General features: G+C 44.0%; 25 protein-coding genes. 7 read left to right on the forward strand and 18 right to left on the reverse strand.

All coding sequences use genetic code 11. The features are described 5' to 3' along the window. Positions 1-4: 4 nt before the first annotated feature. The 15 genes from H6F74_RS05925 to H6F74_RS05995 all read right to left on the reverse strand — a co-directional run bounded on the left by H6F74_RS05925 (position 5) and on the right by H6F74_RS05995 (position 13,839). The gene (locus tag H6F74_RS05925) at positions 5-697 is read right to left on the reverse strand and encodes a methyltransferase domain-containing protein (RefSeq protein ID WP_190437694.1); all 693 of its coding nucleotides are present in this window, start codon (positions 695-697) and stop codon (positions 5-7) included. Further along, positions 687-1,775: a glycosyltransferase gene (locus tag H6F74_RS05930; RefSeq protein WP_190437696.1), complete on the reverse strand. Its 1,089-nt coding sequence runs from the start codon at positions 1,773-1,775 to the stop codon at positions 687-689. Before H6F74_RS05930 ends, H6F74_RS05925 begins: the two co-directional genes overlap by 11 nt. Positions 1,776-1,796: 21 nt before the next feature. Next, positions 1,797-2,933: a glycosyltransferase family 4 protein gene (locus H6F74_RS05935; protein ID WP_190437699.1), complete on the reverse strand. Its 1,137-nt coding sequence runs from the start codon at positions 2,931-2,933 to the stop codon at positions 1,797-1,799. 10 nt (positions 2,934-2,943) lie between these two features. Then, positions 2,944-4,026 (reverse strand): glycosyltransferase, encoded by a 1,083-nt coding sequence (locus tag H6F74_RS05940; RefSeq protein ID WP_190437702.1) that lies wholly within the window; start codon positions 4,024-4,026, stop codon positions 2,944-2,946. A 26-nt stretch (positions 4,027-4,052) separates the two neighbouring features. After that, a complete protein-coding gene (locus H6F74_RS05945; RefSeq protein WP_190437706.1) occupies positions 4,053-4,829 on the reverse strand; it encodes an FkbM family methyltransferase in 777 nt (258 codons plus the stop codon). A 54-nt stretch (positions 4,830-4,883) separates the two neighbouring features. Then, positions 4,884-6,080, reverse strand: a complete 1,197-nt coding sequence (locus H6F74_RS05950; RefSeq protein ID WP_190437708.1) for a glycosyltransferase — start codon at positions 6,078-6,080, stop codon at positions 4,884-4,886. 195 nt (positions 6,081-6,275) lie between these two features. Then, positions 6,276-7,151, reverse strand: coding sequence for an FkbM family methyltransferase (locus H6F74_RS05955; protein WP_190437713.1), 876 nt, complete (start codon positions 7,149-7,151; stop codon positions 6,276-6,278). A 1-nt stretch (position 7,152) separates the two neighbouring features. Beyond that, entirely contained in the window at positions 7,153-8,418 is a 1,266-nt protein-coding gene (locus tag H6F74_RS05960; RefSeq protein ID WP_190437716.1) for a polysaccharide biosynthesis protein, read from the reverse strand. A 92-nt stretch (positions 8,419-8,510) separates the two neighbouring features. Then, complete coding sequence (locus H6F74_RS05965; RefSeq protein WP_190437727.1) at positions 8,511-9,170, reverse strand: DUF4114 domain-containing protein; 660 nt, start codon at positions 9,168-9,170, stop codon at positions 8,511-8,513. Positions 9,171-9,186: 16 nt separating this feature from the next. Next, positions 9,187-9,639, reverse strand: a complete 453-nt coding sequence (locus tag H6F74_RS05970; protein ID WP_190437730.1) for a hypothetical protein — start codon at positions 9,637-9,639, stop codon at positions 9,187-9,189. An 11-nt stretch (positions 9,640-9,650) separates the two neighbouring features. Next, the gene (locus H6F74_RS05975) at positions 9,651-11,000 is read right to left on the reverse strand and encodes a hypothetical protein (RefSeq protein WP_190437733.1); all 1,350 of its coding nucleotides are present in this window, start codon (positions 10,998-11,000) and stop codon (positions 9,651-9,653) included. A 177-nt stretch (positions 11,001-11,177) separates the two neighbouring features. After that, entirely contained in the window at positions 11,178-11,972 is a 795-nt protein-coding gene (gene trpA, locus H6F74_RS05980) for a tryptophan synthase subunit alpha (RefSeq protein ID WP_190437736.1), read from the reverse strand. A 145-nt stretch (positions 11,973-12,117) separates the two neighbouring features. Beyond that, positions 12,118-12,432 (reverse strand): DUF3007 family protein, encoded by a 315-nt coding sequence (locus H6F74_RS05985; protein WP_190437739.1) that lies wholly within the window; start codon positions 12,430-12,432, stop codon positions 12,118-12,120. A 63-nt stretch (positions 12,433-12,495) separates the two neighbouring features. Next, positions 12,496-12,702, reverse strand: a complete 207-nt coding sequence (gene ndhL / locus H6F74_RS05990; protein WP_190427431.1) for an NAD(P)H-quinone oxidoreductase subunit L — start codon at positions 12,700-12,702, stop codon at positions 12,496-12,498. Between the two features lie 591 nt (positions 12,703-13,293). After that, the gene (locus H6F74_RS05995; RefSeq protein ID WP_190437742.1) at positions 13,294-13,839 is read right to left on the reverse strand and encodes a TetR/AcrR family transcriptional regulator; all 546 of its coding nucleotides are present in this window, start codon (positions 13,837-13,839) and stop codon (positions 13,294-13,296) included. 96 nt (positions 13,840-13,935) lie between these two features. Between H6F74_RS05995 and H6F74_RS06000 the strand changes: the two genes are divergently transcribed. Continuing rightward, on the forward strand, positions 13,936-14,532 hold the full coding sequence (locus H6F74_RS06000; protein WP_190437746.1) for a glutathione S-transferase: 597 nt from the start codon (positions 13,936-13,938) through the stop codon (positions 14,530-14,532). 12 nt (positions 14,533-14,544) lie between these two features. Beyond that, complete coding sequence (locus H6F74_RS06005) at positions 14,545-15,444, forward strand: pyridoxamine 5'-phosphate oxidase family protein (protein ID WP_190437748.1); 900 nt, start codon at positions 14,545-14,547, stop codon at positions 15,442-15,444. A gap of 299 nt (positions 15,445-15,743) precedes the next feature. Here the strand turns inward: H6F74_RS06005 and H6F74_RS06010 are convergent, their stop codons facing one another. From H6F74_RS06010 to pgl, 3 genes are all read right to left on the reverse strand, one after another. Then, entirely contained in the window at positions 15,744-16,199 is a 456-nt protein-coding gene (locus H6F74_RS06010; protein ID WP_190437975.1) for an FHA domain-containing protein, read from the reverse strand. A gap of 454 nt (positions 16,200-16,653) precedes the next feature. Next, complete coding sequence (locus tag H6F74_RS06015; RefSeq protein ID WP_190437977.1) at positions 16,654-17,421, reverse strand: FHA domain-containing protein; 768 nt, start codon at positions 17,419-17,421, stop codon at positions 16,654-16,656. Between the two features lie 81 nt (positions 17,422-17,502). After that, complete coding sequence (pgl, locus tag H6F74_RS06020) at positions 17,503-18,225, reverse strand: 6-phosphogluconolactonase (RefSeq protein ID WP_190437751.1); 723 nt, start codon at positions 18,223-18,225, stop codon at positions 17,503-17,505. Between the two features lie 183 nt (positions 18,226-18,408). Here pgl and H6F74_RS06025 point away from each other — a divergent pair, with 183 nt between their 5' ends. The 5 genes from H6F74_RS06025 to sixA all read left to right on the forward strand — a co-directional run bounded on the left by H6F74_RS06025 (position 18,409) and on the right by sixA (position 26,693). Continuing rightward, positions 18,409-19,743, forward strand: a complete 1,335-nt coding sequence (locus H6F74_RS06025) for an N-acetylmuramoyl-L-alanine amidase (protein WP_190437754.1) — start codon at positions 18,409-18,411, stop codon at positions 19,741-19,743. Between the two features lie 530 nt (positions 19,744-20,273). Continuing rightward, positions 20,274-23,747 (forward strand): PAS domain S-box protein, encoded by a 3,474-nt coding sequence (locus H6F74_RS06030; protein ID WP_190437756.1) that lies wholly within the window; start codon positions 20,274-20,276, stop codon positions 23,745-23,747. A gap of 270 nt (positions 23,748-24,017) precedes the next feature. Beyond that, on the forward strand, positions 24,018-24,515 hold the full coding sequence (locus H6F74_RS06035) for an HNH endonuclease (protein ID WP_190427406.1): 498 nt from the start codon (positions 24,018-24,020) through the stop codon (positions 24,513-24,515). A 367-nt stretch (positions 24,516-24,882) separates the two neighbouring features. Next, positions 24,883-26,166 carry a bifunctional oligoribonuclease/PAP phosphatase NrnA gene (locus tag H6F74_RS06040; RefSeq protein ID WP_190437759.1) on the forward strand — a complete coding sequence of 428 codons (1,284 nt, stop codon included), beginning with the start codon at positions 24,883-24,885 and terminating at the stop codon, positions 26,164-26,166. A 29-nt stretch (positions 26,167-26,195) separates the two neighbouring features. Continuing rightward, the gene (sixA, locus tag H6F74_RS06045) at positions 26,196-26,693 is read left to right on the forward strand and encodes a phosphohistidine phosphatase SixA (RefSeq protein WP_190437762.1); all 498 of its coding nucleotides are present in this window, start codon (positions 26,196-26,198) and stop codon (positions 26,691-26,693) included. Positions 26,694-26,743 lie beyond the last annotated feature (50 nt).

A 26,743-nucleotide genomic window follows, 5' to 3' on the forward strand; every position in this document is an offset into this window, starting at 1 on the left:
TGAGTTAGGAGATTGGTTTATGAGCGATCGCTAGTAAGTTATCGCTGTAACGAATACCTGTTAGCAGCCCTCCAGAAACTGTTTGCCATTGCAGCTTGGGAAAGCTGGGAATACCACCAACATTAGTAAAAACAAACTTTGGCATAGAAAAGTTAGATTCACGCAGAATTCGCTGAATGTCCTTGCGTAGAAGTGCGGTGATATGTGCCGGGTAACAAGTATCGCTGAAGGCGACAAAATGCCCTCGCAATAGAAGCGCTATCAAAGATCGCCAGCTTTCGTTATTAGGTGTGCTAAAAATAAGTGTTCCACCAGGACGGAGTAATCGAAACCATTCCCGTGCTAAGGCTCTAGGATTTTCCAAATGCTCGATGACTTCAGCTGATACAATAGTGTCAAATAATTGATCAGGAATATTGGTTTTATCGTTCAAATCCCAACTAATCCATTTAATAGAATTATCTAGGTCAACTGGACGCTGCATGATGTCAATGCCAGTGATGGAAGTAAATCGATTTAATAACTGAAGCCGCTTAGTTAAATTGCCTGTACCAGCACCAAAATCTAGAATATTGCCTTTGAGATCGAGCTGCGTCAACACCTGCTCAAACGCTGTATAAATTGCATGGCTACTCCTACCACCGCTGGCATTTGAGGCAAATTGACGCTGGACTTCGAGACTTTGATTAATATTCAACAATTTTTTTCCCTAAATATGCAGCAAAGGTATTAGCTTGTACCGATAAATTATGGGTTTGATACCAGGTGTAGGCGTTGTTTGCGATCGCTTGCACCTCCACCCAATCTTTACAGTCTGTTGTCTCCTTATCCGGAACCCAGTAATGTTTTCCTGCTTCTATGCCATCAGTTGGCACACTACATCGAGAACTGGCGGGAAGCACTCCATGAGCGCAGTAAGTAGCAAAAATGGTTGATTTTGCTAAGAATTCAGGGTGATAGTTAAAGAAACCCGCCAGGGAATTTAACAGGATGTTGCTGATTTCTGTAGCGGGTAGCTGTCCCATTTCTACTATCGGTACGCCATTAACTGCGGGTAAATTAAGGTTTGTTGATAAGCCGATATCCCAAATTTGCTCTATCCCCAATAGCTGACAAGCTAGCTCTAGTTCTGCCAGAGATTTTTGATAAACACGCAATCTTTGGCTGCGTCCGCCAAACACTATTAACCGCCGCGATCGCTCTGCCAAAGGTGGCACCTGTTTTGGTTCTCCGATGTTGGAAAATACAGGCAGCGTGGTAATTTGAGTTTGTTTGCCTCGACTCAATTCATGTATAATGTCGGCGTATAGTTGTTTGCTGGTGAGACAGCGATCGCTAACTCTTGCCAGACGCGCCGCCAAATTTTTCTGTAGCGGCGACAACCAAAAAGAACTGTTCCAAATTGCACCAGAAGCATAAACTTCATGGAACATTGTTACTAAATACGTGTTATTTCTCCTACGCTTCCAACGTTCCAAGCCTTCAACTAACCAGGATGGACAGCCTCGTTTTGCGTAGCCATAGCCCACATAATGCAGCAAAACTGTGGCTGTATCGCTGGGCATTAAAGATAACAGCTCATTAGCCGAATGCACCTTTACTTGGCTAACAGGAAATTCCTCAATTTGTGGGCAAAGGATGCTAGCGCGATCGCTTACAATAAAATGCGTTTTAATTCCGTAATTTTTACGCAGTTGCGAAGCTAGATTTAAAGCATAATCACCCACTCCATCAATTGCTGGAGGCAGGCGGGGAACAATAGATATGATAATCACTAACTTACATTTCCTGATAACTTAATACTTATGTTTTTGCCTCAATTCATTTAACCACTCTAAATAAATATTTTCTAATTGCTCCACAGCAACTTCCCAGCATAATTTTTGAACGCGCTGATATCCTCTTTTAGCAATTTGCAAGCGTAGTGGCTCATTTAACAACAGTTCCTTAACTCCTTGATATAAAAATGGAGAAACAGGCTCCTGAATAATCACTGCTTCTTCACGATGTTTAAGGCTAGCGCCAAATCCAGTTTTACTAACAACAACTGCACAACCACAAGCCATTGCCTCAGATGTAACTAAACCAAAGCTTTCATATATAGAAGGAACAATCAAAATGGAAAGCATTTGATATATATTTTGTAATTCTTTTTTGCTCTCAACGAAGGGAATTACTTCTATCCGTGAACATAGAGCAGAGGGGAAGTGAGCCGATTTTTGGAAACTGTCACCAACTCCAACTAATTTAAAAGAGCATTCAGGAAAATCAGTAAGTACCCTGCTTATATCCGCCTCTATTAATTTACTTCCCTTTCTCTGTAGCCACGACCCACAGTAGCCAATTATCGGCTTTCTTTGAAAGTCAATTGTTAAGCCTAGATAATCATTTAAAAGTGAAGGTTCAATGGCTACAATATGCGAATCGTTCTTATACTGATGCTTTAATCCATAGTTGCATTCATCTTCGCTCAAAGTAACAATACCATCAACCTGTGTGAAAGCTTTTTCAAGTATTTTTTTTTGATTGAACTGATACCATGTTTTATGTGAGCCATTAGATGAAAAAGTATTAAAATACTTCATTAATGACTCATTATAGTAAGTTTCTAATCCATTAGAATGGCTTACAAGCAAACTACTTCGGTTTGGCGTTTTAGCAAGAATTGATGCAGCCAGCCAAGATTCACCACCATAAAACTCAATAACATCGTATTTCTTCTTTGTTAATTTATAGGCTGCCAACAACAACATTCCGGCAGCTTGACGATACCTTTTTGCCTTTTTGAGAGATTGAAATGGCTCATAAGATTCTGGCCCAAATAAATCTACTTCATGACCGCGCCGTTCTAACCCGCGACAAAAATTAAGAATAATATATCCAGAACCCTGCGACTCAACTAAGGGGCAGTTGCTTAGTGATAATATCTTCATTTCCTTGAATTTATATAGATAGTTGTAAAGAGCGTAGTAAGGCTTTAGTAGCAGTTGGAATCATCCGCCAAGCCATTTGGGGGGAAACCTTTCGGATTTCACGCATCTCTCTAAATACAGCATCAAGCTGGAGATGTTTAGCAAAATAATGCAGATAAGTTGCATGAACCTGAGCTTGATCCCAGTTACGAGCAGGCGCAAATAATTTGCCCTTATCTTGTGAAAGCAAATCGAGAATAATGCGAACTCTTTGATCATAGGTATGTTGCTTGAGAACGAAAGACTTTGCTGCACTACCGATCGCTGTTCTTTTGTTATCATGTTCTAAATAAAATTTAACTATTTCACAAATTTCCGATTTTTGTTCATAGGTAACATAATGAATTCCTTCAGTTAATCCAATCTCAGCAAGTTCGCTAGGCTTAGATGTCACCAACAAAGCACCTGCCGCCATTGCTTCAAAACACCTTAAGTTGGCATCTTTCGGATAGTTATCTCGGCTAATATTAACTACAATTTTTGATTGCTTATAGATACTTGCCATTGCTTCAGCACTGTAGTAATGGCTAATATCATTCATGCGAAAGTGGCTTCGCAATTCCTCAAGGTAGTATCTACGAGCTGAATAGTGCGAACCTTGCAAATTTCCCACCCACCCAACATCATAAATTCGTTCCTGTTCTGGTTCCTCAAACAAATCTGACTCAACAGCATGAGGTAAGCAAATTGCCCTGGGATGACCAGCACTTTGAAAAATTAGGTCAAAACCTGGATGAAAAACAAAAGCGTAATCGAATAACATCGACCATTTCATCCGCGAGGCTGTGAAACTATCAGTATCAATTTGAAAACAGGCGGTTGGTATTTTAGTATCTACTAAACCGTGCGGGAGTCTTGGAGAAGCCTCTGGTTGAAGAATTAAAATAGGATGCAAATTGTGAGGAATAATATCATTAAAATTCTCATAACTACATTGATTAGGTGGGGAAACGCAAACAGTCGTTATTATTTTAGCAAAAGCACGATAATATCCTCTACGTTCTCTAGTTAATTCCTTATCTTGGCAGATGAATACTACACAATTATTTTTCATACATTTAGCCAAATATAGGGATTTAATTAAACGCGAATAAAAGGTTTCACGTCGATAATTTTGTTAGGTGAAACTGCTACAAAGTTAGAATATTCAAAATATTCTCCATAAAGGCTATAATTTATTTCAAATAATCCAGTAGACTTTAACAAAAATACTTGGTAGCCAAAAGATTTCAGAAAATTAAGAGCAGCAGCTAAGGTACTACCTGCAATTGCCCACGCTTTACCATATTCAAATTGAATCACTCCAATTTGTTGCTGAGAAAGTAAGCCAGAAGCACCACGTAGCACATGAAAATCATATCCTTCAGCGTCAATTTTTAAAAAATCAATATGTTTGAGTTGTCGTTTCTCCACTTCAGTATCCAGAGTTGTTACATTGACCCATTTTTTAATTGCGCTCAGATTACTAAATTCTGGGACTAAGGATGATGTCTCCCCTGCGTCTGGCTCTTCAAAAAAAGTCATTTTTCCAGGCATATCTGTAACAGCTAGTTGGATCACCTCAATATCCGCTACTTGCTCAAAACGCTGTTTCAATTTCTCGATTGCATATTCAGAAGGATCGAAAAGCAAGCCTTTTCCAGGTTCTAGCATAGATACTAAAAATAGGTTTGCCCAATTGCCTACATTAGCACCTACATCAATAAAAATAGATGAATTTTGGGCAATTAGCTGAGCAAACCATAACTCACCATTTTTAGCTATATCGGCTTCTTCACTGAGATGGTATTTAATAATACAGCGACATTGATTTCGTAATAAAATTGCCAAGCGAATAGCCAGACGCGATCGCGCCAATGTTCGATGGAAAGAATTTAGTAGCCTACGTAAGTTCATAATTTAGTTTTAAGATTAACTTCTTATGTATTGATTGATAAGCATTCCTGTTCTACTCCACCGCATCAGATCGCAGAGTAAATCGCGGGAACTATTCCAATGTGGGGAGATAGTTGGTTTAGTTTTTTGTCCAGAAAGAACTTGAATCCAGGCATTACGAATACTTTGATAGCTAAACTTATTTCGGACAAAATTACCTGCTAATAGTCCATTTTCTTTAACTGCATCTGGATGGGATAGTCCAGCAATAATCTGCTGACCAAAGGCTTCCACTGAGCGCTCTTTAGTTAGAGAATTGAAATTACCTTGATAGACAGTTTCTTTAAGTCCTCCAACCGCTACTGAGAATACTGTGCGATCGCAAGCTTGTGCATCTACTGCTGAAACACAAAAAGTTTCAGCATGTTCCCAAGAAGGATTAACAATTACTGCCCATGACTGAGCAATCTCGGTACGCAACTGTACAGGTGACAATGCTCCTAAAAAATAGGGCTGGTAATACTGTGGCAGACTTGTTAACCAAGGTTTAATTTGATTAGTTTCAAAATTATTTTCTGCTATTTGGAGTGAGCCAAGCTCGCCCCTAGAGCCTTTATGGATGCTAATACTACCTGCGATAGCCAACTTTAAGTTAACTTGCTTCTGCACCAAATAAGACCAAATCTCCATCAGCTGAATAACACCTTTGTTAGGAGTAATTGCACCAATAAACAGTAATCTCGGTTGAGTTGGAGTCACTACGGGCGTAAAAATAGGGCAATAGGAATTGTAGATTACTGTTACTTTATCGCGCCATTGGGGTACGGCTCGGTAGATATTAGCATGATATATTGAAGGGACAATTATCCGATTTCCACCTTTACGTAAGAAATTATGAACAAAAGCCCAGGATGTTTGATTTTGGAACCAAAGAAATGTTTTCCCCAAATTTTGATTACCGAATGTCAGTGAAGTACCATCCCAATGTGACTGGTGAACAACTAGGCAGTCAAATTGATTAGTTTTAACAAATTGATGTTTAATGCAGGTAAATATAGTGCTTTTACTCTCACAAGCACTACTCAGGCAAACATCCAGCCCAGCCTCTGTCAGAAAAGCCGCTAATCGAATAATGGAGCCTGTTGTACCAGAACACGAAGCTGTACCATTAATCACACTATCAATGGCAGGAAGTTCTGGATGTTCAGTTGGCAAGGCTATGAGTATTCGCATAAATATTTATTTTGACTCTAGACCTATAGCAAGGGTTTGTAAACTACTAAATAACCGGAAATGATGAATGGATAATTAACCCTATTAGCAGTTAAATTCAAGAATAAATATCCCTATTAGTAGGTTGGCTTTCACTATCGCCGAATCCAATATTGGGTACTGCATTTTGTTCATTAATTAACGCCCCAAGTGATTTCAGGAATTCACGATCCCCAAGGGAGTAGCTATGTTTTTTTTGGGAAGAGCAAAGAAGTGTACAACATCGTGTTTCGCAATTAATTGAGGTGTATGTTCGCCGGGGTTATAAGGAACAATCGAACCGTCAACTAATAGCTGGATGTAAGCTTGATAATTTGCCAAGGGTAACAGACTTAAAAGTTCTTCAACCGCACCTACAGGCTCTTTAAAGCAGAAACAGTGAATTTCAATATCTAATTTTGGCAGTGTTTTGAGGATTTCTTTTGCTCCTTTCAAAACTTCTATTTCATATCCTTCAACATCAATTTTTAAGAAAGTCGGTTTTTTTGATATGAATGCCTCATCAAGAGCAATCATTGGTACTGTCACTACCTCCATATCATCTCGTTCACCTACTGAGCCGTTGGAATAGACTAAAAACTTAGTGTCTCCTTTATGACTTCCGACTGCAAAATTTCTCACCTCAAAGTTTTTTGCCTTATTCAGTCTGATGTTTTCTAGAGCAATTGTTACGTTTTTGGGAAGCGCTTCAAAACCGATGACTTCTCCAGTAGAACCCACACATTTTGCAAAAAGTAAACCTGTTAAGCCATGATGAGCGCCACAATCAGCAACTATGTCACCTTCAACAATTGCATTTTCTTTTACCCACACCAATTCTGGCCAAGCGTGAGGGCGATCGTACCAAGATTTAGCGAAAAGATCGCTAATCAAAAACTGAAAACTTTCATCAGAAACTGATTTGGTAATTATATAAGGTTTAAAAGTGGCTTTCTTGTAAGTATCAACTATTTTATTCTTGGTTTTATTTAAGAATGAGGATAGTCCTTCGTTTTGTAGAGTATGAACTGCTTTTTTGTACAACTTTGGCATTTTATAAACCTCTTTGAAGTCCTTGATAACTCATGTAACCATTAACGAGAATAGTGGGGAAGGTGGAAAACCAACCAAAAGTTATCACCCCTTTTACAGTATGAACATCCAAAATAAGTAGTAAAAAAATTTGAGTAATAACTGTACTTACTACTATAAGCCAAGAGTCCTGCACCCATGCTTTTGATGTATTAATAGACCACATAGTTGCAGCTAGAGTAGATGTCATGGCGCTAATTACAACTAAAATTACTTCTTGGCTTAGGTGAGTATACTGTTTCCCCAAAATCCAGATTATTTCTTTAGGAAAAATTGCTGTAAACACAACTATAATTGTTGCTAATAAACAAAAGCCACCAATAATCTGCCAATAGCGATCGCGTAGTTGAATTATAGACTGGCATCGGGCAAAAGCAGGTAAAATGATGCTATTCATAACCGCTCCAATAATGGAAAATAAAACTCCAAGTCGCCCTAATGCTCCTACTTCAGCAATATTCTGCGTATTCCCAAAAACACTAATTAACCAGATGGTTATCTGCCCCTGAATGCAGTAGAAAACAAAATAAGGAGCTTGACTTTTAATAATTTTTAGCAGAACAACTGAATCTTCCGGATGAACTGGTGCCTCTATATCAATGCTGTCCCTAATCCAAAATCTAAGAAAAAAGTATTGTAATCCTGATGCAATGGATGATGCAAAAACTGCGATTGCAGCATTTAAAAATGTCAGGTACGCAACCCATAAAATCCCTAGCCGAGACGCAACAAAAATTATATCTAGAGTTTGAATCTGTTTGAGCTGCGAGTGCAGGCGCGGAACTACAGTTAACACGCCGTTAGATAGCATAAATTGTAGTTCTACTAGCACTACAATTGAAATTAAAATAGCATAAATAATAGAAGTTCCTTTACCGATCAGCAGCCACAGTAAAATAGGTGCGATCGCAACTATAGCAATTACTGCTATATAACGTTTTAACTTCAGGGCTGTATTGATTAATTGACCAAAACGATATCGGTCTTGCCAAACCTTTCCTCCAATTACAGAAAGGCCGCTGCCAATACCCATATCAGCCAGTATGTTCATTGTTCCTTGCATAGTATTGGCTATCGTGAAATAGGCATACTCCTGTTTATCAAGCGTACGAACTAGCAAAATTCCGCTTGCCAGCCCCAACAGCTTTACAGCTAGTTGAACCGAGACAAATTTGCTAAGTATTTTAGTTCGCTCAATTACAGTAGAAGATATAAAACTTAGAGGCATTTAACGTTTATTTAGGCTTCCAAAAGACAAGCTAGTGTCCATTGTTTCACATCCTTTTCAAGCGTATCTCTCACTTTTACATACTGCAAACACTAAATTTGTTTAGCACATTTAACACTAACGGAAATATTACTAGAAGATGGACAGGTTTGATGACCGCCAACTCTGACAATAAAATCATCAAAGTCTCTTTCTTGTTGAGCCTTTACTATGCCAGTATCGTCCCAACGGATGAGATTACCACCTTTAGCAAGACTGTCTATCCCACCATTAAACTCAGTTTGTTGTCTGGTGTTAGGATTTTCAGTATTTGTTGAGTAGATGATGCCTACAGGTTTGCCATTATAAAAAGATTCTAAGTAAAAGGCATATCTTGTATTTGCCTGAAACTTAAACTCAGCTAACGGTTGGGGAACTGCATCACCAGGAGTTCCTAAAAAATCATTCTGGTTGCTTACACCTGTGTCGTCTTGAAAATCGGATGGACGGGAGATATCCTGTGGTTTGTTCGAGGGTTTGGCTTCACTAATTAGAGGTGTTTTTTCACCTGTATCTAAATTAATAACCCCAAACGTTGACTGAAATGCTCCGTTTGATTCAACAAATTCAAATTCAATAATAGTGTCTAGGTCAAATTGAATGCCCTCATTACCAAAAGTTTCTAGGGCTTGGAGTGGGGCAGTAATCATGCTAAATAATCCTAGCGCGATCGCGCTGATTAAAGCAGGTGAAATTATCTGATTAATTTTCATGTTTCCCTCCCATTAATTACCAAATTTCCAAAGCTCCACTAGCTCTCAATCTTTCCGCTTCCAAACTGTCCAAACTGCTGATGAATCTTTTGGTTTCTTCTAATAAGCTATTTAGTCGCTGACACTCCGGAGTGTTACAATCTACTGGAGAAATCGCTGCTCCTCTGGCAAATCTTCGCGGCAGCTTAGCAAATGCCTCCGCAGAAGCAACACAAGCAGCATAGGCATCATCTAAATCTTTGGAAAGTCTTCTGGCAGTATTAATAATTTCAGGATCAAGCTTGCTACCTGAACCAAAGCGGGGGGCTGTATTATTCCAGATGTTAGTTCCCGTATTATCTGATTGGTTGGGAGGATTGGCGTTAACAGGAAAAGACTGAAGAAGCAAAAAAGTAAAAGGCAAAAGATAGAGAAGGATATTTGAAATTTTGATTTTTGAATGTTGCCCTTTAGTTATCCAAAAGTCCATAATATCACCACCTAAAACTTGAAAGAAAACCCAGTACCCAATACAAACCGCGTTCCATCTCCTGCGCCAGTAATGTCACGTAGTGCAGGGGTAATTACTAGAGGAATATTTTTGAATGGAACAATTGAAACTCCCACTCCTAAATCTTGTCCCGTCCATTCCGCAATCAAACTAACAGGACGAGCGACCCGCACTGCGATACTTCCAAAAACATTGATTCCACCTCTATCATCGTCAACAGCGCTTTCAGTGCGGAATTGTCCGTTTCCCACACCAGCTGTTACAGCGACTCGGCTAAAAGGCTGGTTGATATCGTCGCGGGTTCGGAAAATTTTAGTAACAACGCCATAGACTGAGTTCTCAAAGTCGTTGTCATCGCCAATATTTAAAAATCCATTCCAGCCAGCAGCAATAGATAAATCTTCTGCTAACCGACGATGTACTTTGGCGTTAAATCCGCCACTACCAAAATCTCGATTGCTGCCAAAACTAGCGATCGCATACGATAACTCTACACCCACCGACTTCCGAGCGTCGCCTAAGCCGACTCCAAAACCTAGCCCTCCATCACTTACATCGGCGAATCGCGTCCGGGATTGATAGGTGGCGCTGATAAAACCAGTGTTATTATCTGCACCAAAACCCGTAGGAGTAACGATGGTAAGCGAAGGTGAACCTTGATAAACATCGCCAAACTCAGCAGTTTTTTCTACCTCTCCAAGCTGTGACTGCAATCTGCGAATTTCCTCTAGAGAGGGTACATTTATCGTTGGGTTATCTGGCAATTGTGCCAGCTGATTTGTTGAATCGGGTGAAATTTCTTCGCCTTTACTAACTGACCATTCTGGCGCTACTTGCGGAGTTATCTGCAACGCCGCAGCTCGTCGTAATGAGGCGCTGAGAGTCACTTTATCCGCTTCCTCATATCTCTCACCAGTACCGAACCCCTCTGTATTTTGCTTCCTAAGCTCAGCCTCGGAACGAGGACTGGGAGGTGCGTCCTCCCCAGCGTCGAGAGAAATAATTTTTTTAGAGCCTAAAGCCTCCGCTTCCCTGTCAATTAAAGGAGATTCAGCTAAAGACTTTGTACCAGAGATGTTAGAGTCGTCAACCTCTTCTGGAACCATAATTTTTAGAAAGTCTTGACTTTTGGCTCCTGACTCTAGCTGTTGTGCTACTATTTCTGGCGCTGCAATCGAGTCAGACGGGTTTATTTCAACAGTCTTGACTGGAACAACAAAATTGTCGGTTTCTGGTTCCTTGATCGGCAGGTTGGAACTAGGATTGGCATTAGCTTCCTGGGTGAGTTCCCTAGCAGTCAAAGCCGCTAAGGTACAAATAGCAACAGTCGAGACGCGCATGAATGTAGCTGTGATGTGCTAGCTACTCATACTGATTTGAGTACGTCTATCAGGAAAAATTCTGTTTTGTCTGATAAATTTACCAATTCAGCAAACTTTCAATACAAAATCTCGTTCTCAGACATATATCTGAGAACGAGCAAATCCTTATGGCTGATAGCTTTAAAGGTGCTACGCTTACAAAATCGCAGTTTTTAAACTTTGGCAAAACTGAGCGATCGCATCCAATCCCTGTGCTGGCGTTCCTTCTGCTAAACGTTTCACAAAGGCACTACCGACAATTACCGCATCTGCTCCCCAATCTTTCACCTGACGGGCGTGTTCTGGTTCGGAAATGCCAAACCCGACACCAATGGGTTTATCAGTTGCAGCCCGCAGATGCTTGAGTAAATCTTGCGCCCGGAAGTCCATTTCTGAGCGTATTCCTGTCACTCCAGTTACGCTGACTAAGTAAATAAATCCCTGAGACTGATGCGCGATCGCTTTTATTCTCTCCTCAGAACTGGTGGGAGCTACCAACAAAATTACTTCAACTCCCAGACTAGCAGCAGTTTTAAGCAGCACCTCCGATTCCTCCAAAGGCAAATCGGGAACCACCAAACCCTTTACCCCAGCACGACTCACCTGCTTTAAGTAAGTTTCAATTCCCCGGTTGAGAATTGGGTTGTAGTAGTTAAAAAGAACAATAGGCGATCGCACCTGGTGGCTAACACCCGACACCATCTCCAGCACCTGATCCAAACGAGTTCCCCGTTGCAAAGCTCTCGTAGCAGCTGCCTGAATCGTCGGCCCATCTGCCAACGGATCTGAGTAGGGAACACCCAGCTCAATCATATCCGCACCCGCGGCATCAAGAACTCGTAAAGCCGATTCCGTTGTCTCCAGATCCGGATCGCCAGCCGTGATAAACGGAATCAAAGCGCACTGGTGGCGATCGCGCAGAGACTCAAAACACTCTCGAATTGAAGTCATTTTTCAGTAGCCAATAGTCATTAGTCATTAGTCACTAGACTTCTTGCAAAAGTCCTTTTCACCCTCCCCGCTTTTCAAGGAGGAGAATATTTCTTCCTCCCTCCCCGCCTGTCAAGGAGGGGTTCTAAATATTCTTGCAAGAGGCCTATTGCCTTTTCAGTTTCTTATCTTGTTCAATTTCAGCTTGCAGTTTAGCCAATTCTTCTGGAGTCAACTCTTCCAGCCGCTTTTGTAACACTGCGTCCTCATAGTCCTTCAGCTGCTGGTTATAAGTCATGTTTTTTGTCCCGACTCGGAACAGGTAAGTCAGCAGCCAGCCGACTAACCCTCCCACCAGCAGCAGCTGACTCCAAATACCCGCCTCCAGGCTATCTAGCCCCGCCAACTGCAAAACCAAATACGCTAACCCACCAGCAACAAAGATGCCGATGCCAATCCCAATGATGTCAATTCGTCGCATTTTAAAGATATTTGCTTTCAGCTTTACAGCCTTCGCTGAGTATCAAAAGCTTTTATGTTAGCTCTAGACCAGGCGACGCTTCGGCCGAAAATTCAAAAATGGGCTGAGCAGCAACAAACCAGGGAAGAAAAAGAAAACCATAAAATACATGAACCCGCGCTCAAACGAGCTGGCAACATACCACCGCTTTTGCAGGTAGGCATATAGGGCGAAGGGAACAACTATCAGGTAGGTTCCACTCAGAACTAGATACAATATCGCAACCAACATATTTTTTCTTGCAGTAGAAGAACCAGACAGTAGCAGTACCAGCGTCCGTGTGGGGATACCACAAACAGCCGCTTATATGCCCGACTAACTCTAAATATTTTACCCTTTGTTGGAAGCCGCTTAACCACCTTGTCAAAAAGATAGTTGCATTTATTAGCCACTTAGAGTGTAAGATATAAAATCGTACTAAATAAGAGATTACATCTCTCCCAACACGGGGGCATGGCGGAATGGCAGACGCTACGGACTTAGAAAACTGAGCCTTGATGAAGAAATTTGTCAAGTGACCGCTCTCAAATTCAGGGAAACCTAAATCTGGCAACAGATATGGCAATCCTGAGCCAAGCCAAATAATTTTAGATTTTAGATTGGGGATAAATCCAAAACCAATCCAAAATTCAAAATCATTTCGGAAGGTGCAGAGACTCGACGGGAGCTACCCTAACGTTAAGCCGAGGGTAAAGAGAGAGTCCAATTCTCAAAGCCTATTGGCAGTAGCGAAAGCTGCGAGAGAATGAAAATCCGTTGACCCGAAAAGGTCGTGAGGGTTCAAGTCCCTCTGCCCCCATTTCCAAATTTTTAAAGAGCAACTTAAGCGTTTAGCAGATATTCTGGTAGGCGCTTAATAACACGCTTGAAGGGCGCAGTGTCATTAAGACCTCGCGCCAGCACGAGAGATCCCTGGATCTGCAAAATGGCATCTTCGGCTTTTTGCCGTGCTGCATCCGAATTAAATCCCGCCTCAATCAAAACCTGCGCCAAGGTATCGATCCAAAGGTTAAGGGCGCATCCGATCTGGGTCTGAAAAAGGTTATGGGATTCCCCAATTGCCAGTACCGCTAAAAGACAGCTTTGTTGACCGCAATTGTAAAACTCATCCACCTTTGTACTCATCAGGCGAATTCGCTCCCTCGGTTCGCCACTGTCGCGCAGGGGTGCGAGGATACTTTGTTCTAAACAGTGGTTAAGCGAATTGAGAACAGCAGCCGCCATTTCTTCTTTTCCTTTGGGGAAATGGTGATAAAGGCTGGCTTTGCCTAAACCAGTAGCTTTTGAAAGTCGCGTTAGCGTCGCTCCCTCATAGCCGTACTGCTGAAAAACTTTTACTATTCGGGCGATCGCTTCCTCTTTTTCCATCCACAACACTCCGATTGTCTTCTTGACATTATACCGAACGCTCGGTACAGTTTTATTACCGAACGTTCGGTACAAAGACACGTCTAGGAGCAGTTAATGATCCAGTTGTACAATCACGAACTATCCGGGAATTGTCATAAAGCACGGCTGATGCTGTCGCTGCTTGGCTTGGAGCATGAGCTTGTACCTGTTGATCTGATGAGCGGTGAGCAAAAATCTCCACAGTTTCTCAAGCTCAACCCACTGGGACAAGTCCCACTTCTAACTGATGGCGATGTGGTGATTCGGGATGCTCAGGCAATTCTGGTTTATCTAGCGCGGCGCTATGGGGGTGAAGATTGGCTACCAGAGTCTGCTGAATTGATCAGTAAAGTCGTGCAGTGGTTGTCTATAGCGGCGAATGAGATTCAACAAGGTCTAGCTAAAGCCAGATGGCAAGTCCTGTTCAACGTGGAGACAGACCTGGGTCTAGCTCAGAAAAAAGCACATCAGGTACTCCAGATTTTAGACGAACACTTAGCACAGCGTCCTTGGCTGGAATGCGATCGCCCAACTATTGCAGATGTCGCCTGCTACCCTTATGTCGGTTTAGCAGGGGATGGCAAAGTTTCTCTAGAAGCTTATCCCCATGCGCTAACTTGGATTAACCGGATTAAGCAACTACCAGGTTACGTTGGAATGCCCGGTTTGTAAGACAAGCAAGCAATGACATCTATATATCATTCCGGAGAACTGGCGATTCAACAACGTGCGGGTGTCCAAGAAGCAGCTAAAGCTTTGAGTCACAATATTAGCCAGATTGTTAAGCCAGCAGCTGTTGAGTTTCTGCGTACTCAACGACTAGCGATCGCCAGCACCGTCGATACAAGCGATCGCGTATGGGCATCTCTATTGACTGGTGAACCTGGATTCATCCAGGTAGTAACAGGAACGGTGCGGATCAAAGCAGCACCAGTTAATAGCGATCCGCTCAACGAAAACTTGCGGGTGAGAGATGATATTGGTATCCTGGCGATCCATCTGGCAACTCGCAGGCGCTTAAGGTTAAACGGTAAAGCTCAAGTTCAGCCTGATGGCAGCATTTATGTACATCCTAAACAGGTGTATTTCAACTGTCCCCAGTACATCCAAATACGCCACTTAGAGAGCGATTTCGCCCAACCAAGTATACCTAGTATTCAAGACAGACAGACTCTCAGCGAAGAACAGCAGCAAAAGATTGCCCAGGTAGACACTTTCTTCATTGCCAGCTTCCACCCGGACGCTGGTGCTGACGCATCTCATCGTGGCGGAAACCCAGGTTTTGTCAAGGTGTTGAGCGCCAACAAGCTTGTGTTTCCTGATTATTCCGGTAATAATATGTTCCAAACTCTGGGTAATATTTCGCTGAATCCGAATACTGGCTTATTGTTCGTTGACTTTGAACGTGGCAACACCTTACAACTAACCGGAAAAGCTAAGGTAGTATGGGACGCTGATCGCGTAGCAGAATTTACTGGTGCCTTGCGTGTAGTGGAATTTGAAATCGATCGGGTAATAGCGATCGCTGGTGCTACCCCTCTGCGCTGGCGGTTTGGACAATACTCCCCCTTTAATCCCAGATGAACCAGAGAGTAGAAAACATTTCATCATCAGCGAGTGAAACTTTCCTTTCACTTCCTCTCTATCGCGGGCATCGGTAGTTGAGAGCAGTATTACTCAACCCTTATACGGATGAAAATAGACTTACTAATTTGTGCCAATATATTGATGCTTTGAAGAACTGAGAAGTCCTCACAGTACCACTTTACTTGCGCCTAAAAAGAGCTGAGGGCATTCCCTGCAACATTAGCATCATCCACGTAGAATTCGCGGATCGCCAAAGGCAACTAAATACAATCTGAAAAACTTAATTTTTCCAGATTTTATAACTTATTTAGTAGCTTCTCCTTAGATTTACTCGTGTCTTCTCCCTCGTAGAAACTCGGATCTATAAAAGTATCTTTATCTTTAGATTGACCCTCTGTTTTGGGGGATGATTGCTTACCCGCAACCGTGTTTTGCCTGGACTTTGACTCTGTTGCTCCCATGCGAATCTGAATTTGAGGGCCAGAACTGGCTAAGCGAATAATCATCCCGTCCACTACTGGCGCTTGGGTGATACGTTTTCCTTCTAAATAAGTGCCATTAGCACCTAAACTAACAACTTCCCATTCATCACCATGACGGCGTAGCTCGACATGGTGACGAGAAACAACGGCGCTATAGAGGATGACATTATTCTCAGTTGAGCGTCCGATCCGAATAACTGATTCGGAGGCAAAAGTCCAGTTTTGGACTGGGATAGATTGGAGAGGATGCAGCAGTGTCAGGGTAATCACCGATGTCACATAATTCTAAATATTTCCGCCTCTAGGCTTGGGAATTGTAACAGTCTGAACAGATGTAACATCCTTCAATCAATAAATTGAGATTTATCTCTCAACTACTGGAGTCAGACCGCCAATTGGTACGACGTGAGCAGATGGAATAGACAAGCTTTTAACATCGTTCCACCAGTTTTTTGTGTCCTTAGTCTAGGATACCCACGGGCGTTACAATCGCATCGTACCATGAGGGTGTTGAGTCCGTGTAACCTCTGAATTGATTCAGTAAGATTACCGCTCTCATACTTTTTAGGTTTAGGGGTGGAATTTACACAAACCTGATAGCGATGCTTATTTATTTCCTCAAGCCTATCACTTAAAAAAACTGTCTGCAATTGCCATGACCCCTCACCCCAAAGGCTTGCACCGCGTACATTTTGGCGCTTTTATGAGCAATTTGAAGACAGCCTTAAGAAACTTGGAACAAGAATGTCACCTTGTCACCTTTGCCTAAGCTAATGCGATCGCCTGTTCTCAGACGGTGCCGATTACCACTAGGCAGGGGATTATGGTTAACATATGTGCCATTAGAACTGCCAACGTCTTCAATGTAGTAGGCATCACCCTCTACACGGATATCGGCATGAATCCGCGAAACAATTTCTGAATTCGGAAAACCCGAAACATCAATATCAGGCGGAATCTGGTCATTTGGCTTGCCTATGTGAATTACCGACAATTGCGAGGGCAATTCTATCATCGTATCCGTTTGGGTATGCAGCAGGCGGGCGCTCTGCTGCTGTAGCTGAGTTTGAGAGCTACCAGGCATTGCCGCCCCACTCGCCCCTGTGCTGCGAGAAGAAGGCTCCGATGAGGATTCAGCGCTGCTCCCTGAGGCTGGGGGTTCATTGACCACAGTAGCTGGAACTGGTACTGGATCTGGTATGTCTGGACTGGGGATAGATGGTGGAGTAACCTCTAAGGGATCGGGTGCTACCAACGGATCGGGGTTCATTAAATCCGGTATGCTGGGTAGCGGGCCTGGTGCTGCTGATGCTACCTCTAAAGGGTTACTGGGTTTGAGGTTAGTGCCACACTGACCGCAGAAAGTGGCATCGGTTTGAACAGGTGCGCCACAGTTGGGACACGCTGTAGTAGCGGGTAAGGGAGTGTAGCAAGCCTCGCACGCTTGCGCTCCATCAGGATTTTGGTGATTACAATTGGGGCAGACAATCATAAAATCTCCTTGCGGACGGTATCCCTCCTGATTAGTGGAGTGGGAGGTCAGATTCAAATATATTCCGAATTGCGAGGGATTTTAACTTTTTAGCTCAAGACCAGCAGCTTCGTCCAAAAGCCACCAAAGTTCCCCTTGGGGCTGGATTAATCGGCTGGGATATTCCATGTCATCAGCAGTAGAGGCAAAAACTTGAGCTAAAGCGGGGCGTTTACTAGCACCAGCAACAACAAATACCACACAACGGGCATGATTAATCAGTGGCGCTGTAAAGGTGATGCGGGGCTGAGTGTCTTTGTCACCTACTGTTATCAGCTTTTCGCGTACTTGTAATGCTTCTGTGTGGGGAAACAAAGAAGCTGTATGTCCATCATCTCCCATCCCCAACAAAATCAGATCGAATGCCGGAAACTCTTTTGGTTGAACTTGAAAAAACTCCCGGAGGTGTTGAGAGTGTTTCTCGGCGGCTACTGCTGGGTTGGCTTCGTCGGTGGGTATGGGGTGGATATTGGCAGCTGGGATATTAACTTTGTCAAGCCAAGCGCTACGAGCCATGCGTTGATTGCTATCGGGATGATCAGGCGGTACGTAGCGTTCATCGCCCCAAAATACGTGAATTTTGTCCCAAGGAAGATTTTGCGAAGCGATCGCTTCATACAGAGGCTTGGGAGTGCTACCACCGGATAAAGCTATAGTACAAAGCGATCGCTCGTTTATCGCCTTGTGAATTTGTTCTAGACATATTTCCAGCGATCGCTCTATCAGCGCCGTCCGATCCGGTAAAACTTCAACAATTTTATTCATCTGGATGTTTATATTGGGTCACACCATACCGAAAATATTACTGTTTCTTGTCTAACTGCACCCATTGATACCGATATCATCATTGAGAGCTTGGAATTAGGAGCGATACTAGCCGTTACATCAAAAAATCCTTATTCTGGTTGATTGACATAAATAACTTTTACAGCAGGGAGAATATTTGAAATGGGAAGAATTTTTATTTCAGCAGGTCACGGTGCTGGAGAGCCGGGCGCGAGAGTTGCTGGCACTACAGAAGCCCAGGAGATGATTTTACTGCGCGACCTAATTTTACAAGAATTGCGATCGCGCAATTTTGAAGTTCTTTCTGTCCCCGACGACCAGACAATGGAGCAGACAATTTCTTGGATAAACGCCCGCGCTCGTAGCGGTGATGTAGCCCTCGAAATTCATGCCGATGCCATGTCCAACCCAACGACTAGAGGCGCTAGTGTCTACTACATTGCCAACAACGACGAGCGCAAGAAAAATGCTGAATTGCTACTTCTGGCACTACTGCGCCGCGTTCCCCAATTGCCCAGTCGGGGAGTTAAACCAGACACAGCCACAGGCGTAGGTCGTTTAGAATTTTGCCGCAACATCACTATTCCCTCCCTGCTGATGGAAGTTGGGTTTCTCACCAACCCAGACGACCGCTTTTTAATTCAAAATCGTCGCCGCGACCTAGCACTAGGAATAGCAGACGGACTTGCCTCATGGAGCCGAGGCGATGGTGGCAGCGTTCCTGGCACTGATCCTACCTATGCTCCCATAAATATCAACATTAACAACCAGTTGTACGGGGAAAAAGGCATCCTGATCAATAGCAACGCCTACATCCCAATTGACTTGGTAGACAGGCTCTCAATTGACTTGACAAATAACACCTCAGTCCGTCGCGTACCATATCGGGGTGTAGTCTATGTTAAAGCCGTCGAACTGCGGAGCTTTAATATTTCTGTGAACTGGGATAGCGCCACCCGTACCCTGTTTTTGCGCTCGATTTTACCAATTTGTCCCGGTCAGTTTGACCGAATTATGGGACATGGTAATACATCTGAGGTGCAGCTGATTATGTTCCTCAAAGCTAACAATGAGAACGCCCTCGCCCTGTTTCCCGATTTACCTAAACTCTACCGGGAAGAAGCAACCATCGAAGGCGTAAACTATGATATTGCCTTCTCGCAAATGTGTGTAGAAACAGGCTTTTTGCGCTTCGGTAGCGATATCAGACCTAGCCAAAACAACTTTGCAGGTTTAGGAGCTGTCGGCGGTGCTTCCGAAAGTGCATCGTTTCCCAGCGCCAGAATTGGTGTCAGAGCGCATATCCAACACTTAAAAGCTTATGCTAGTCTGGAGCCTTTGGTACAAGAACAGGTAGACCCCCGCTTTCGCTTTGTCACGCGAGGGATTGCGCCTCTGATCCAGCAGCTAAGCGGACGTTGGGCAGCAGATCCACAGTACGGCGCTAGAATTGAGGCAACTCTCAGACGGCTTTATGAGTCAGCAAGCTTACTGTGATTTAGATTTTGGATTAGCAATAAATCCAAAATCGTCAAGCTATTTTGAAAAAGCGAATAATTTCCCGACCACGTTCGGGAAATTGGCTTTCTGCACCATTGCTTTACCCAAGATTTTAGGTTAGAGGCGCTACTACAAGGTGTAGTTACAAAATTGCCAATCCTGTAAGGGTTAAGGGGTGCTTGTGGGAATTTAAGCCCTGTAGAGACGTTCTATCTTAACGCTACCACGATTATCGCTTTGGCTTTCTTGCCTTAACAGAACAGTATTGCGGCTATTCTTTGCACCCCCTTAAAAACGGGGTCGCCGCAGGCGGGGGAGCAAAACCTTATCCGAGATGTATCGACAGCATCCCCTTGTAGCAGCAACGCCACCTCCAGATGAGCTACATCAAATTAAGCCGGATCGTTAGCAATTTCACACTGGACGATAGACGATAGAGGATAGACGATGGACTATAGACAATAATGTCGTCTATAGTCCTGTGCCTAAATAGAACTGTAATCACCCTAACCTTGTCAGCCCTACAAATGAGACTGCGAACGAAGACACTACTCGTCATTGGCGCGACCCTCGTAGGTCTAGTTGGGGTTCTCTATGCCACCTCCTCGACCATCTTGTTGCGTAGCCTCACCAGAGCAGAGGAACACAATGCTCGCCAAGTGGTTAAGGGAACAATTAATATTTTTGCCGAAACCGGAAACGACTTAAGCGTTACTGCTGTTGATTGGGCTAAGTGGGATGACACTTACAACTTTATCGAAAACCCAAACCAAGCTTACATAGAATCAAATCTCATTCCAGAATCCCTCACCAACTTACGGGTTAACTTGGTGCTGTACATCGACAAAAACTCAAAAATTGTCTTTGGCACAGGTTTTGATTTAAAAAGCCAGAAAAAAACGCCGATTCCAGCGTTGATTCGAGAACGCATTTCCCCCAAAGATCCGCTTTTACAACGTCCCCTATCTAATCGCAGTTTGGCGGGACTGCTGCTGCTTCCTGAAGGGGCAATGCTGATTAATTCGCAGCCTATTTTACCAACCAATGGCAAAGGAGCGAATCGCGGAGCCTTAATCTTTGGGCGCTACCTAGATGCTGCCGCTTTGGAAAAGATAAGTCGGATCAACCGTTTCCCCGTCACCATACACAGGCTAAATGATGCCAAAATGCCTGCCGACTTTCAAGCAGCGCAAAAAGGTTTGTTGCAGAAAGGACAGATTGCAGTCAACGCCACAAGCGATCGCACAGCCGGATACACCATACTAAAAGACATCTACGGCAAGCCGGCGCTGCTGTTGCGGGTGGACATCCCCAGAGAAATTTACCAGCAAGGCAAAATCCGCCTGCGCTATCTCATCGCATCCCTGCTAGTGGTGGGAGCGGTTTTTGGCGGCATAACCTTGCTGCTTCTGGAGCGATTAGTTTTGTCGCGGTTGGCTTCTTTGAACGCTGGGGTAAAGAAAATTGGCAACAGCAACGACCTTTCTATGCGCCTTGAAAGCCAGGGAAAAGATGAATTGTCCAGCTTGAGTGACAACATCAACTTGATGCTGGCAGCCTTAGAACATCAAGTGCGTCAGCGACAAGAAAGCGAAGAACGTCACCGCGCCGTAGTTGAGCAAGCCTCGGAAGGAATTTTTCTGGTTGATGTTGATACCAGACGCATTTTGGAAGCTAATACCGCCTTTGCTGAACTGGTGGGTTACACCTCCACGGCGTTGCTAGAACTGACAATTTATGACGTAATAGCCTCGCGTCGCGAAACCATTGACCAAAATATTCAGCGTATCCTGACAGAAAAACATCATGTCCTGGGAGAACGGCGCTACCAGCGGCAAGATGGAACTCTTGTGGATGTGGAAGTCTCTGCCAACCCGATTTCCTATGGTGGCAGAGAGGTGTTGTGTATCGTAGTTCGGGATATCACCCAGCGCAAACAAGCTGAAGCAGAAATTCGCCAGAAAGAAGCGACACTCCAAGAAAGCGAGACTCGGCTACGCAAACAGCAGACAGCGTTGTTGGATATGGCTAGGTGTCAGCCCATCTACGCCGGAGATTTGAGTGCTGCATGGCGGGAGATTACCGAGACAGCAACTAACACTCTAGACGTGGAACGCGCCAGTGTGTGGCTCTACAATTGGAGGCTCTCGACTGGCGACTGGGGAGAGTGGGAGAGTGGGAACAGGGCAGAGGAAACAAACCAAAATCTAAAATTGGTTTGCGTTGACTTGTATGAATTGCGTAACCAGCAGCATACCAGTGGCGCAGAACTGGCAGATGTTGACTATCCAGGCTATTTCCAAGCGTTGGAAGCGGATCGGGTAATTGCAGCTGACGATGCTCACACCGATCCTCGAACTCAGGAGTTTTCCGCATCTTATCTCGCTCCTTTGGGGATTGCTTCTATGTTGGATGCGCCAATTCGGGTTGGTGGGCAAACAGTGGGGGTGCTTTGTCTGGAACACATCGGTACAGTTCGACGCTGGGCGCTGGAGGAGCAGAATTTTGCTAGTTATTTGGCGTATATGGGTGCTTTGGCGATGGAAGCAAGCGACGCACGCCTTGCTGAAGCCGCACTCGCTACCAGTGAAGCTAAATTCCGCTCTCTGATTCTCAACAGTTCGGATTTAATCACTATTTTTGGAGCTGACGGCATTACCCGCTATCAAAGTCCTTCGGTTTTCAACATTTTGGGATACCAGAAGGAGGACTTAATCGGCATAAATACGTTGTACATGGTTCACCCAAATGATATTTCTCGCGTTGCAGATACTTTCCAAAAATCTCTTGACAACCCTCATATTGTTTTTTCTTGTGAATATCGTTTTCCGCGAAAGGATGGCTCCTGGTGTTTTCTAGAATCAACTGGTAGCAATCTACTGGACGATCCATCAATAGCAGGTATGGTAGTTAACTCCCGCGATATCACCGAACGCAAGCAAGCTGAAGCAGCACTGCGCCAAGCCGAAGAGAGATATCGCAGCATCTTTGAAAACGCGGTTGAAGGCATTTTCCAAACCACTCTTGAAGGAAGTTATATCAGCGTGAATCCTGCATTAGCACGCATATATGGTTACTCTTCAGCCGAAGAAATGATGGCGAAGATTACCAATATTGAGCAGCAAGTTTACGTTGACCCTAACCGACGTGCGGAATTTATTGCTGCTATGCAGAAGGATAATTCGGTGTCCCGGTTTGAATCTCAAGTTTATCGTCACGATGGTAGTATTATTTGGATTTCTGAAAGCGCACGCAGCGTTAGAAATTCTCAAGGGCAAGTTTTGTATTACGAAGGCACTGTTCAAGATATTACTGAGCGCAAACTAGCAGAAGAAGCACTGCGCTATCAACAGGAACAATCGGAATTACTGTTGCTCAATATTTTACCGAAGTTAATTGCTGAGCGACTGAAAGGAGATGAAAGTACCATTGCTGACAGTTTTGCCGAAGTGACAGTTTTATTTGCCGATATTGTTGGTTTTACAGAACTTTCTGCTGATACACCGCCAACTAAACTCGTAGAGTTGCTTAACGAGATATTTTCAGCTTTTGACCTATTAGCTGAAAAACACGGATTGGAGAAAATTAAAACTATCGGCGATGCCTATATGGTAGTAGGTGGTTTGCCGACACCCAGAGCCGATCACGCAGAAGCGATCGCTGCGATGGCGCTGGATATGCAGAATGCGATCGCTCACTTTAACCGCAAAAATGATAAAACTTTCAGCATCCGTATCGGCATCAACACTGGGCCAGTCGTTGCTGGCGTTATTGGTATCAAAAAGTTTATTTACGATCTGTGGGGTGACACGGTAAATACCGCCTCTCGCATGGAATCCCACGGAATACCCGGTGAAATACAAGTTACAGATGCTACATACGAGTTATTAAAATATCAGTATCAGTTTCAGGAGCGGGGTGTCATTCAAGTAAAAGGCAAAGGCGACATGACGACTTATCTCCTGACTGGGAAAAAAGTTAAAAACCACGTAGTTCTCTAAGTGCGTCTGAAAAGCGATACATCTGTAGGGACATGGCATTGTCCCTACACAATCAAATATTTTTTCGTTAAAAATTTTCAACTGGGAATGCTATTAGCGAGGCGACCGCTTCACGTATCATCCAAGCTTTCCTGAGTCCTTGGGGAGCCAGCGCCTCTCTTATGAGTGTTTCCAGTCGGAAACTCTTAACAAGGATCTCCCACTTTCCCCGGCTGCCCCTATGGCAGCTGTGTTACTATCTGGGAAAATCTTCTCTTATCTCGATCACTTATGGGCAAGGTTCTGGTGTTAAACGCCTCGTATGAACCGCTCAATATAACGAGCTGGCGACGCGCGGCAGTCTTGTTGATCAAAGGGAAAGCCGAACAAGTTGAACACAACGGCAAACTCGTATATACAGAGTTCCCATTACCAACGGTTATTCGACTGCGATACTATGTCCGAGTTCCTTACAAGGAAATTCCTCTGACTCGTCGAAATATCCTCCATCGTGATAATCACTCTTGTCAATACTGCTCTTACACGGGTGATGATTTAACCCTCGATCATGTGATTCCCCGTTCTCGCGGTGGTGGTGATAGCTGGGAAAACATTGTCACCGCTTGCGTCCGGTGCAATGTCAACAAAGGTAGCCGCACTCCGAAAGAAGCAAATATGATATTGCGACACCCTCCCCGAAAACCATACAGTAGCCTGCACTTTGAGGTTGCTAAACACCTCAAGAGTGGTACGCATCAGGAATGGCGAAAATATGTAATTGGTCTTTAAACCCCCTACACCAATCAAGAGGTGCAGGGGGTTTTTTGTCAAAAGTCAAAAGAAAGAACAAACTTGTATTTCTAGCCTGTTAAGTTTCTGTGTCAAGTCCGGAAAACGCCACCACAGAGGGAGTGCGGCTGGTCAATTTTTTTGTCAAGATCAAGGAATAAGTCGGTCTGTCCAGCTCGGCATCCTATCACCACCGTCTGACAACCTGGTTGGCTCAGAAAAAGCGGGTTTGAAGCATATGTAGCCTTCTTGTTCATAGCCTGGATCAATTTTGACCAACCCTCAAACATCTGGCAGTAAGTGTGAGGACGATCGCGGCAGCAACTGGAATATTAATCAGAAAATACTTTGACATTGCGTCATTTATATGCAATCAAATTTGCTCAAGCCTCTCAATGGTTCTTCAATAGGCGCTGAATCGATGTCTATAGACAATCAGCAAAATTCAGCGTTTGTTGTGGAAACTCAAGAAATGGAGCCAACTGCCAAATCGAGCAATGCTTCGGGGAATTATTCTAGAAGAGTGTCGAACGAACCGTCGCCAGAACGTGTAGTCGAGTTGCTACGACAAAGTTTAGAGCGTCACCGAGGCGATCGCCAGCTGGTGCTACTGCAAGATTTTCCCGATCCAGATGCTCTTTCTGGAGCTTGGGCGTATCAACTTATTGCTAAGCAGTACAATATCCAGTGCGAAATTGTCTATGCTGGTACTCTTAGCCATCAGGAAAATATTGCTCTGGTTAAACTTACGGGTTTACCTGCTAGACGCTGGGGTATCCAGAGCCTGAAGGAAAAAGATTTATCCGTGTATCAAGGATGCGTTTTGATTGATAATCAAGGCACTACTTGTCAATTACTGCCTTTGGTGCAAAATGCTGGCATCCCGATCAGGGTTGTGATTGACCATCACAGTACCCAGAACGAACTGAACGCGGAATTTACAGATATTCGCCCTAGTACCAGAGCTACTGCCACGATTTTAACTCAGTATCTCCAGGGGGGTTTGCTGAAGTTAGATAGCAGCGTCAGCGATCACGTTAAATGCGCTACGGCGTTGATGCACGGGTTAAGGTCGGATACTAACCGACTGATGCAGGCGCAGGAAGAGGATTTTCAGGCGGCGGGGTATCTGAGCCGATTTTATGATGCTCAACTGCTGAATGCAGTTTTGCAGGCTTATCGGTCTAAGCGGGTGATGGATGTGATCGAGCGATCGCTTACTAACCGCAGCGTCCAGAATAACTTCTCCATCGCTGGTGTCGGCTACCTTCGCTATGAAGACCGAGATGCCATCCCCCAAGCGGCAGATTTTCTGGTAACAGAAGAAAACGTCCACACTGCTGTCGTTTACGGGATTGTCCACGACGAAGACGAAGAACTCGAAGTTGTCATCGGTTCCCTGAGAACCAGCAAACTTACCCTCGACCCCGACGAATTTATCAAAGAAGCCTTTGGGCAAGACAGTCAGGGACGCTTCTTTGGTGGTGGTAGACTTTCAGCAGGCGGCTTTGAAATCCCGATGGGATTTTTGGGCGGCTTTAATGAAAATTCCGAGTACGCCAAGATAAAATGGGAAGTTTTTGACAGCCAAATCAAGCAAAAACTCCTCCGCTTGGTCAACCCCAAAGATAACCTACTTCATGGAGAGTAAAGGTTGGGGAGTGGGCAAGACGATTACCAATGACCACTAAACTATACTTAATTCGTCATGGAATCGCAGCCGATCCATCTGAGTATGAAAGCGATAGCGATCGCCCCTTGACAGCCGTTGGGCAGCAAAAAACTGGTAAAGTAGCAAAACGGCTGCAAGAGTTGGATCTGCATTTCGACCTGATTCTAACCAGTCCCCTAGTCAGGGCGCGTCAAACTGCCGAAATTCTCTACCGCACTAATCTGAGTTCCCATCTAGAAGAATCAAACCAACTTGCTCCCAGTGGAAACATCCATACTTGGATCAACTGGTTAGAAGCATGGCAAAACTCAGGCGGTTCCCAGTTAGCGCTAGTTGGTCATCAACCAGACTTGGGAAATTGGGCAGAAATCTTGGTTTGGGGTAATGCCAAAGCAGCCATCATCCTGAAAAAAGCAGGAATTATCGGGTTAAACTTGCCATCTAGCGGTTCGCCGATAGGTAATAGCGAACTATTTTGGCTGACAGCACCCAAGCTGTTACTGTAATGCCGATAAAATAATTCTGGTAAAAAGGGCGACCGATACATCCATTTTTG

Origin of the sequence: Trichocoleus sp. FACHB-90, from assembly GCF_014695505.1 — a bacterium.
Classification (GTDB): domain Bacteria; phylum Cyanobacteriota; class Cyanobacteriia; order Cyanobacteriales; family FACHB-T130; genus Funiculus; species Funiculus sociatus.

Coding starts and splice junctions, on each gene's coding strand:
- H6F74_RS05985 (WP_190437739.1), bottom strand. CDS start 12,432: ATGCGACGAATTGACATCATTGGGATTGGCATCGGCATCTTTGTTGCT.
- pgl (WP_190437751.1), bottom strand. CDS start 18,225: ATGAATAAAATTGTTGAAGTTTTACCGGATCGGACGGCGCTGATAGAG.
- trpA (WP_190437736.1), bottom strand. CDS start 11,972: ATGACTTCAATTCGAGAGTGTTTTGAGTCTCTGCGCGATCGCCACCAG.
- H6F74_RS06025 (WP_190437754.1), top strand. CDS start 18,409: ATGGGAAGAATTTTTATTTCAGCAGGTCACGGTGCTGGAGAGCCGGGC.
- H6F74_RS05960 (WP_190437716.1), bottom strand. CDS start 8,418: ATGCCTCTAAGTTTTATATCTTCTACTGTAATTGAGCGAACTAAAATA.
- H6F74_RS05965 (WP_190437727.1), bottom strand. CDS start 9,170: ATGAAAATTAATCAGATAATTTCACCTGCTTTAATCAGCGCGATCGCG.
- ndhL (WP_190427431.1), bottom strand. CDS start 12,702: ATGTTGGTTGCGATATTGTATCTAGTTCTGAGTGGAACCTACCTGATA.
- H6F74_RS06005 (WP_190437748.1), top strand. CDS start 14,545: ATGACATCTATATATCATTCCGGAGAACTGGCGATTCAACAACGTGCG.
- sixA (WP_190437762.1), top strand. CDS start 26,196: ATGACCACTAAACTATACTTAATTCGTCATGGAATCGCAGCCGATCCA.
- H6F74_RS06035 (WP_190427406.1), top strand. CDS start 24,018: ATGGGCAAGGTTCTGGTGTTAAACGCCTCGTATGAACCGCTCAATATA.
- H6F74_RS05995 (WP_190437742.1), bottom strand. CDS start 13,839: ATGGAAAAAGAGGAAGCGATCGCCCGAATAGTAAAAGTTTTTCAGCAG.
- H6F74_RS06015 (WP_190437977.1), bottom strand. CDS start 17,421: ATGATTGTCTGCCCCAATTGTAATCACCAAAATCCTGATGGAGCGCAA.
- H6F74_RS05940 (WP_190437702.1), bottom strand. CDS start 4,026: ATGAAAAATAATTGTGTAGTATTCATCTGCCAAGATAAGGAATTAACT.
- H6F74_RS06000 (WP_190437746.1), top strand. CDS start 13,936: ATGATCCAGTTGTACAATCACGAACTATCCGGGAATTGTCATAAAGCA.
- H6F74_RS05970 (WP_190437730.1), bottom strand. CDS start 9,639: ATGGACTTTTGGATAACTAAAGGGCAACATTCAAAAATCAAAATTTCA.
- H6F74_RS05975 (WP_190437733.1), bottom strand. CDS start 11,000: ATGCGCGTCTCGACTGTTGCTATTTGTACCTTAGCGGCTTTGACTGCT.
- H6F74_RS05955 (WP_190437713.1), bottom strand. CDS start 7,151: ATGCCAAAGTTGTACAAAAAAGCAGTTCATACTCTACAAAACGAAGGA.
- H6F74_RS06030 (WP_190437756.1), top strand. CDS start 20,274: ATGAGACTGCGAACGAAGACACTACTCGTCATTGGCGCGACCCTCGTA.
- H6F74_RS05950 (WP_190437708.1), bottom strand. CDS start 6,080: ATGCGAATACTCATAGCCTTGCCAACTGAACATCCAGAACTTCCTGCC.
- H6F74_RS06040 (WP_190437759.1), top strand. CDS start 24,883: ATGCAATCAAATTTGCTCAAGCCTCTCAATGGTTCTTCAATAGGCGCT.
- H6F74_RS05935 (WP_190437699.1), bottom strand. CDS start 2,933: ATGAAGATATTATCACTAAGCAACTGCCCCTTAGTTGAGTCGCAGGGT.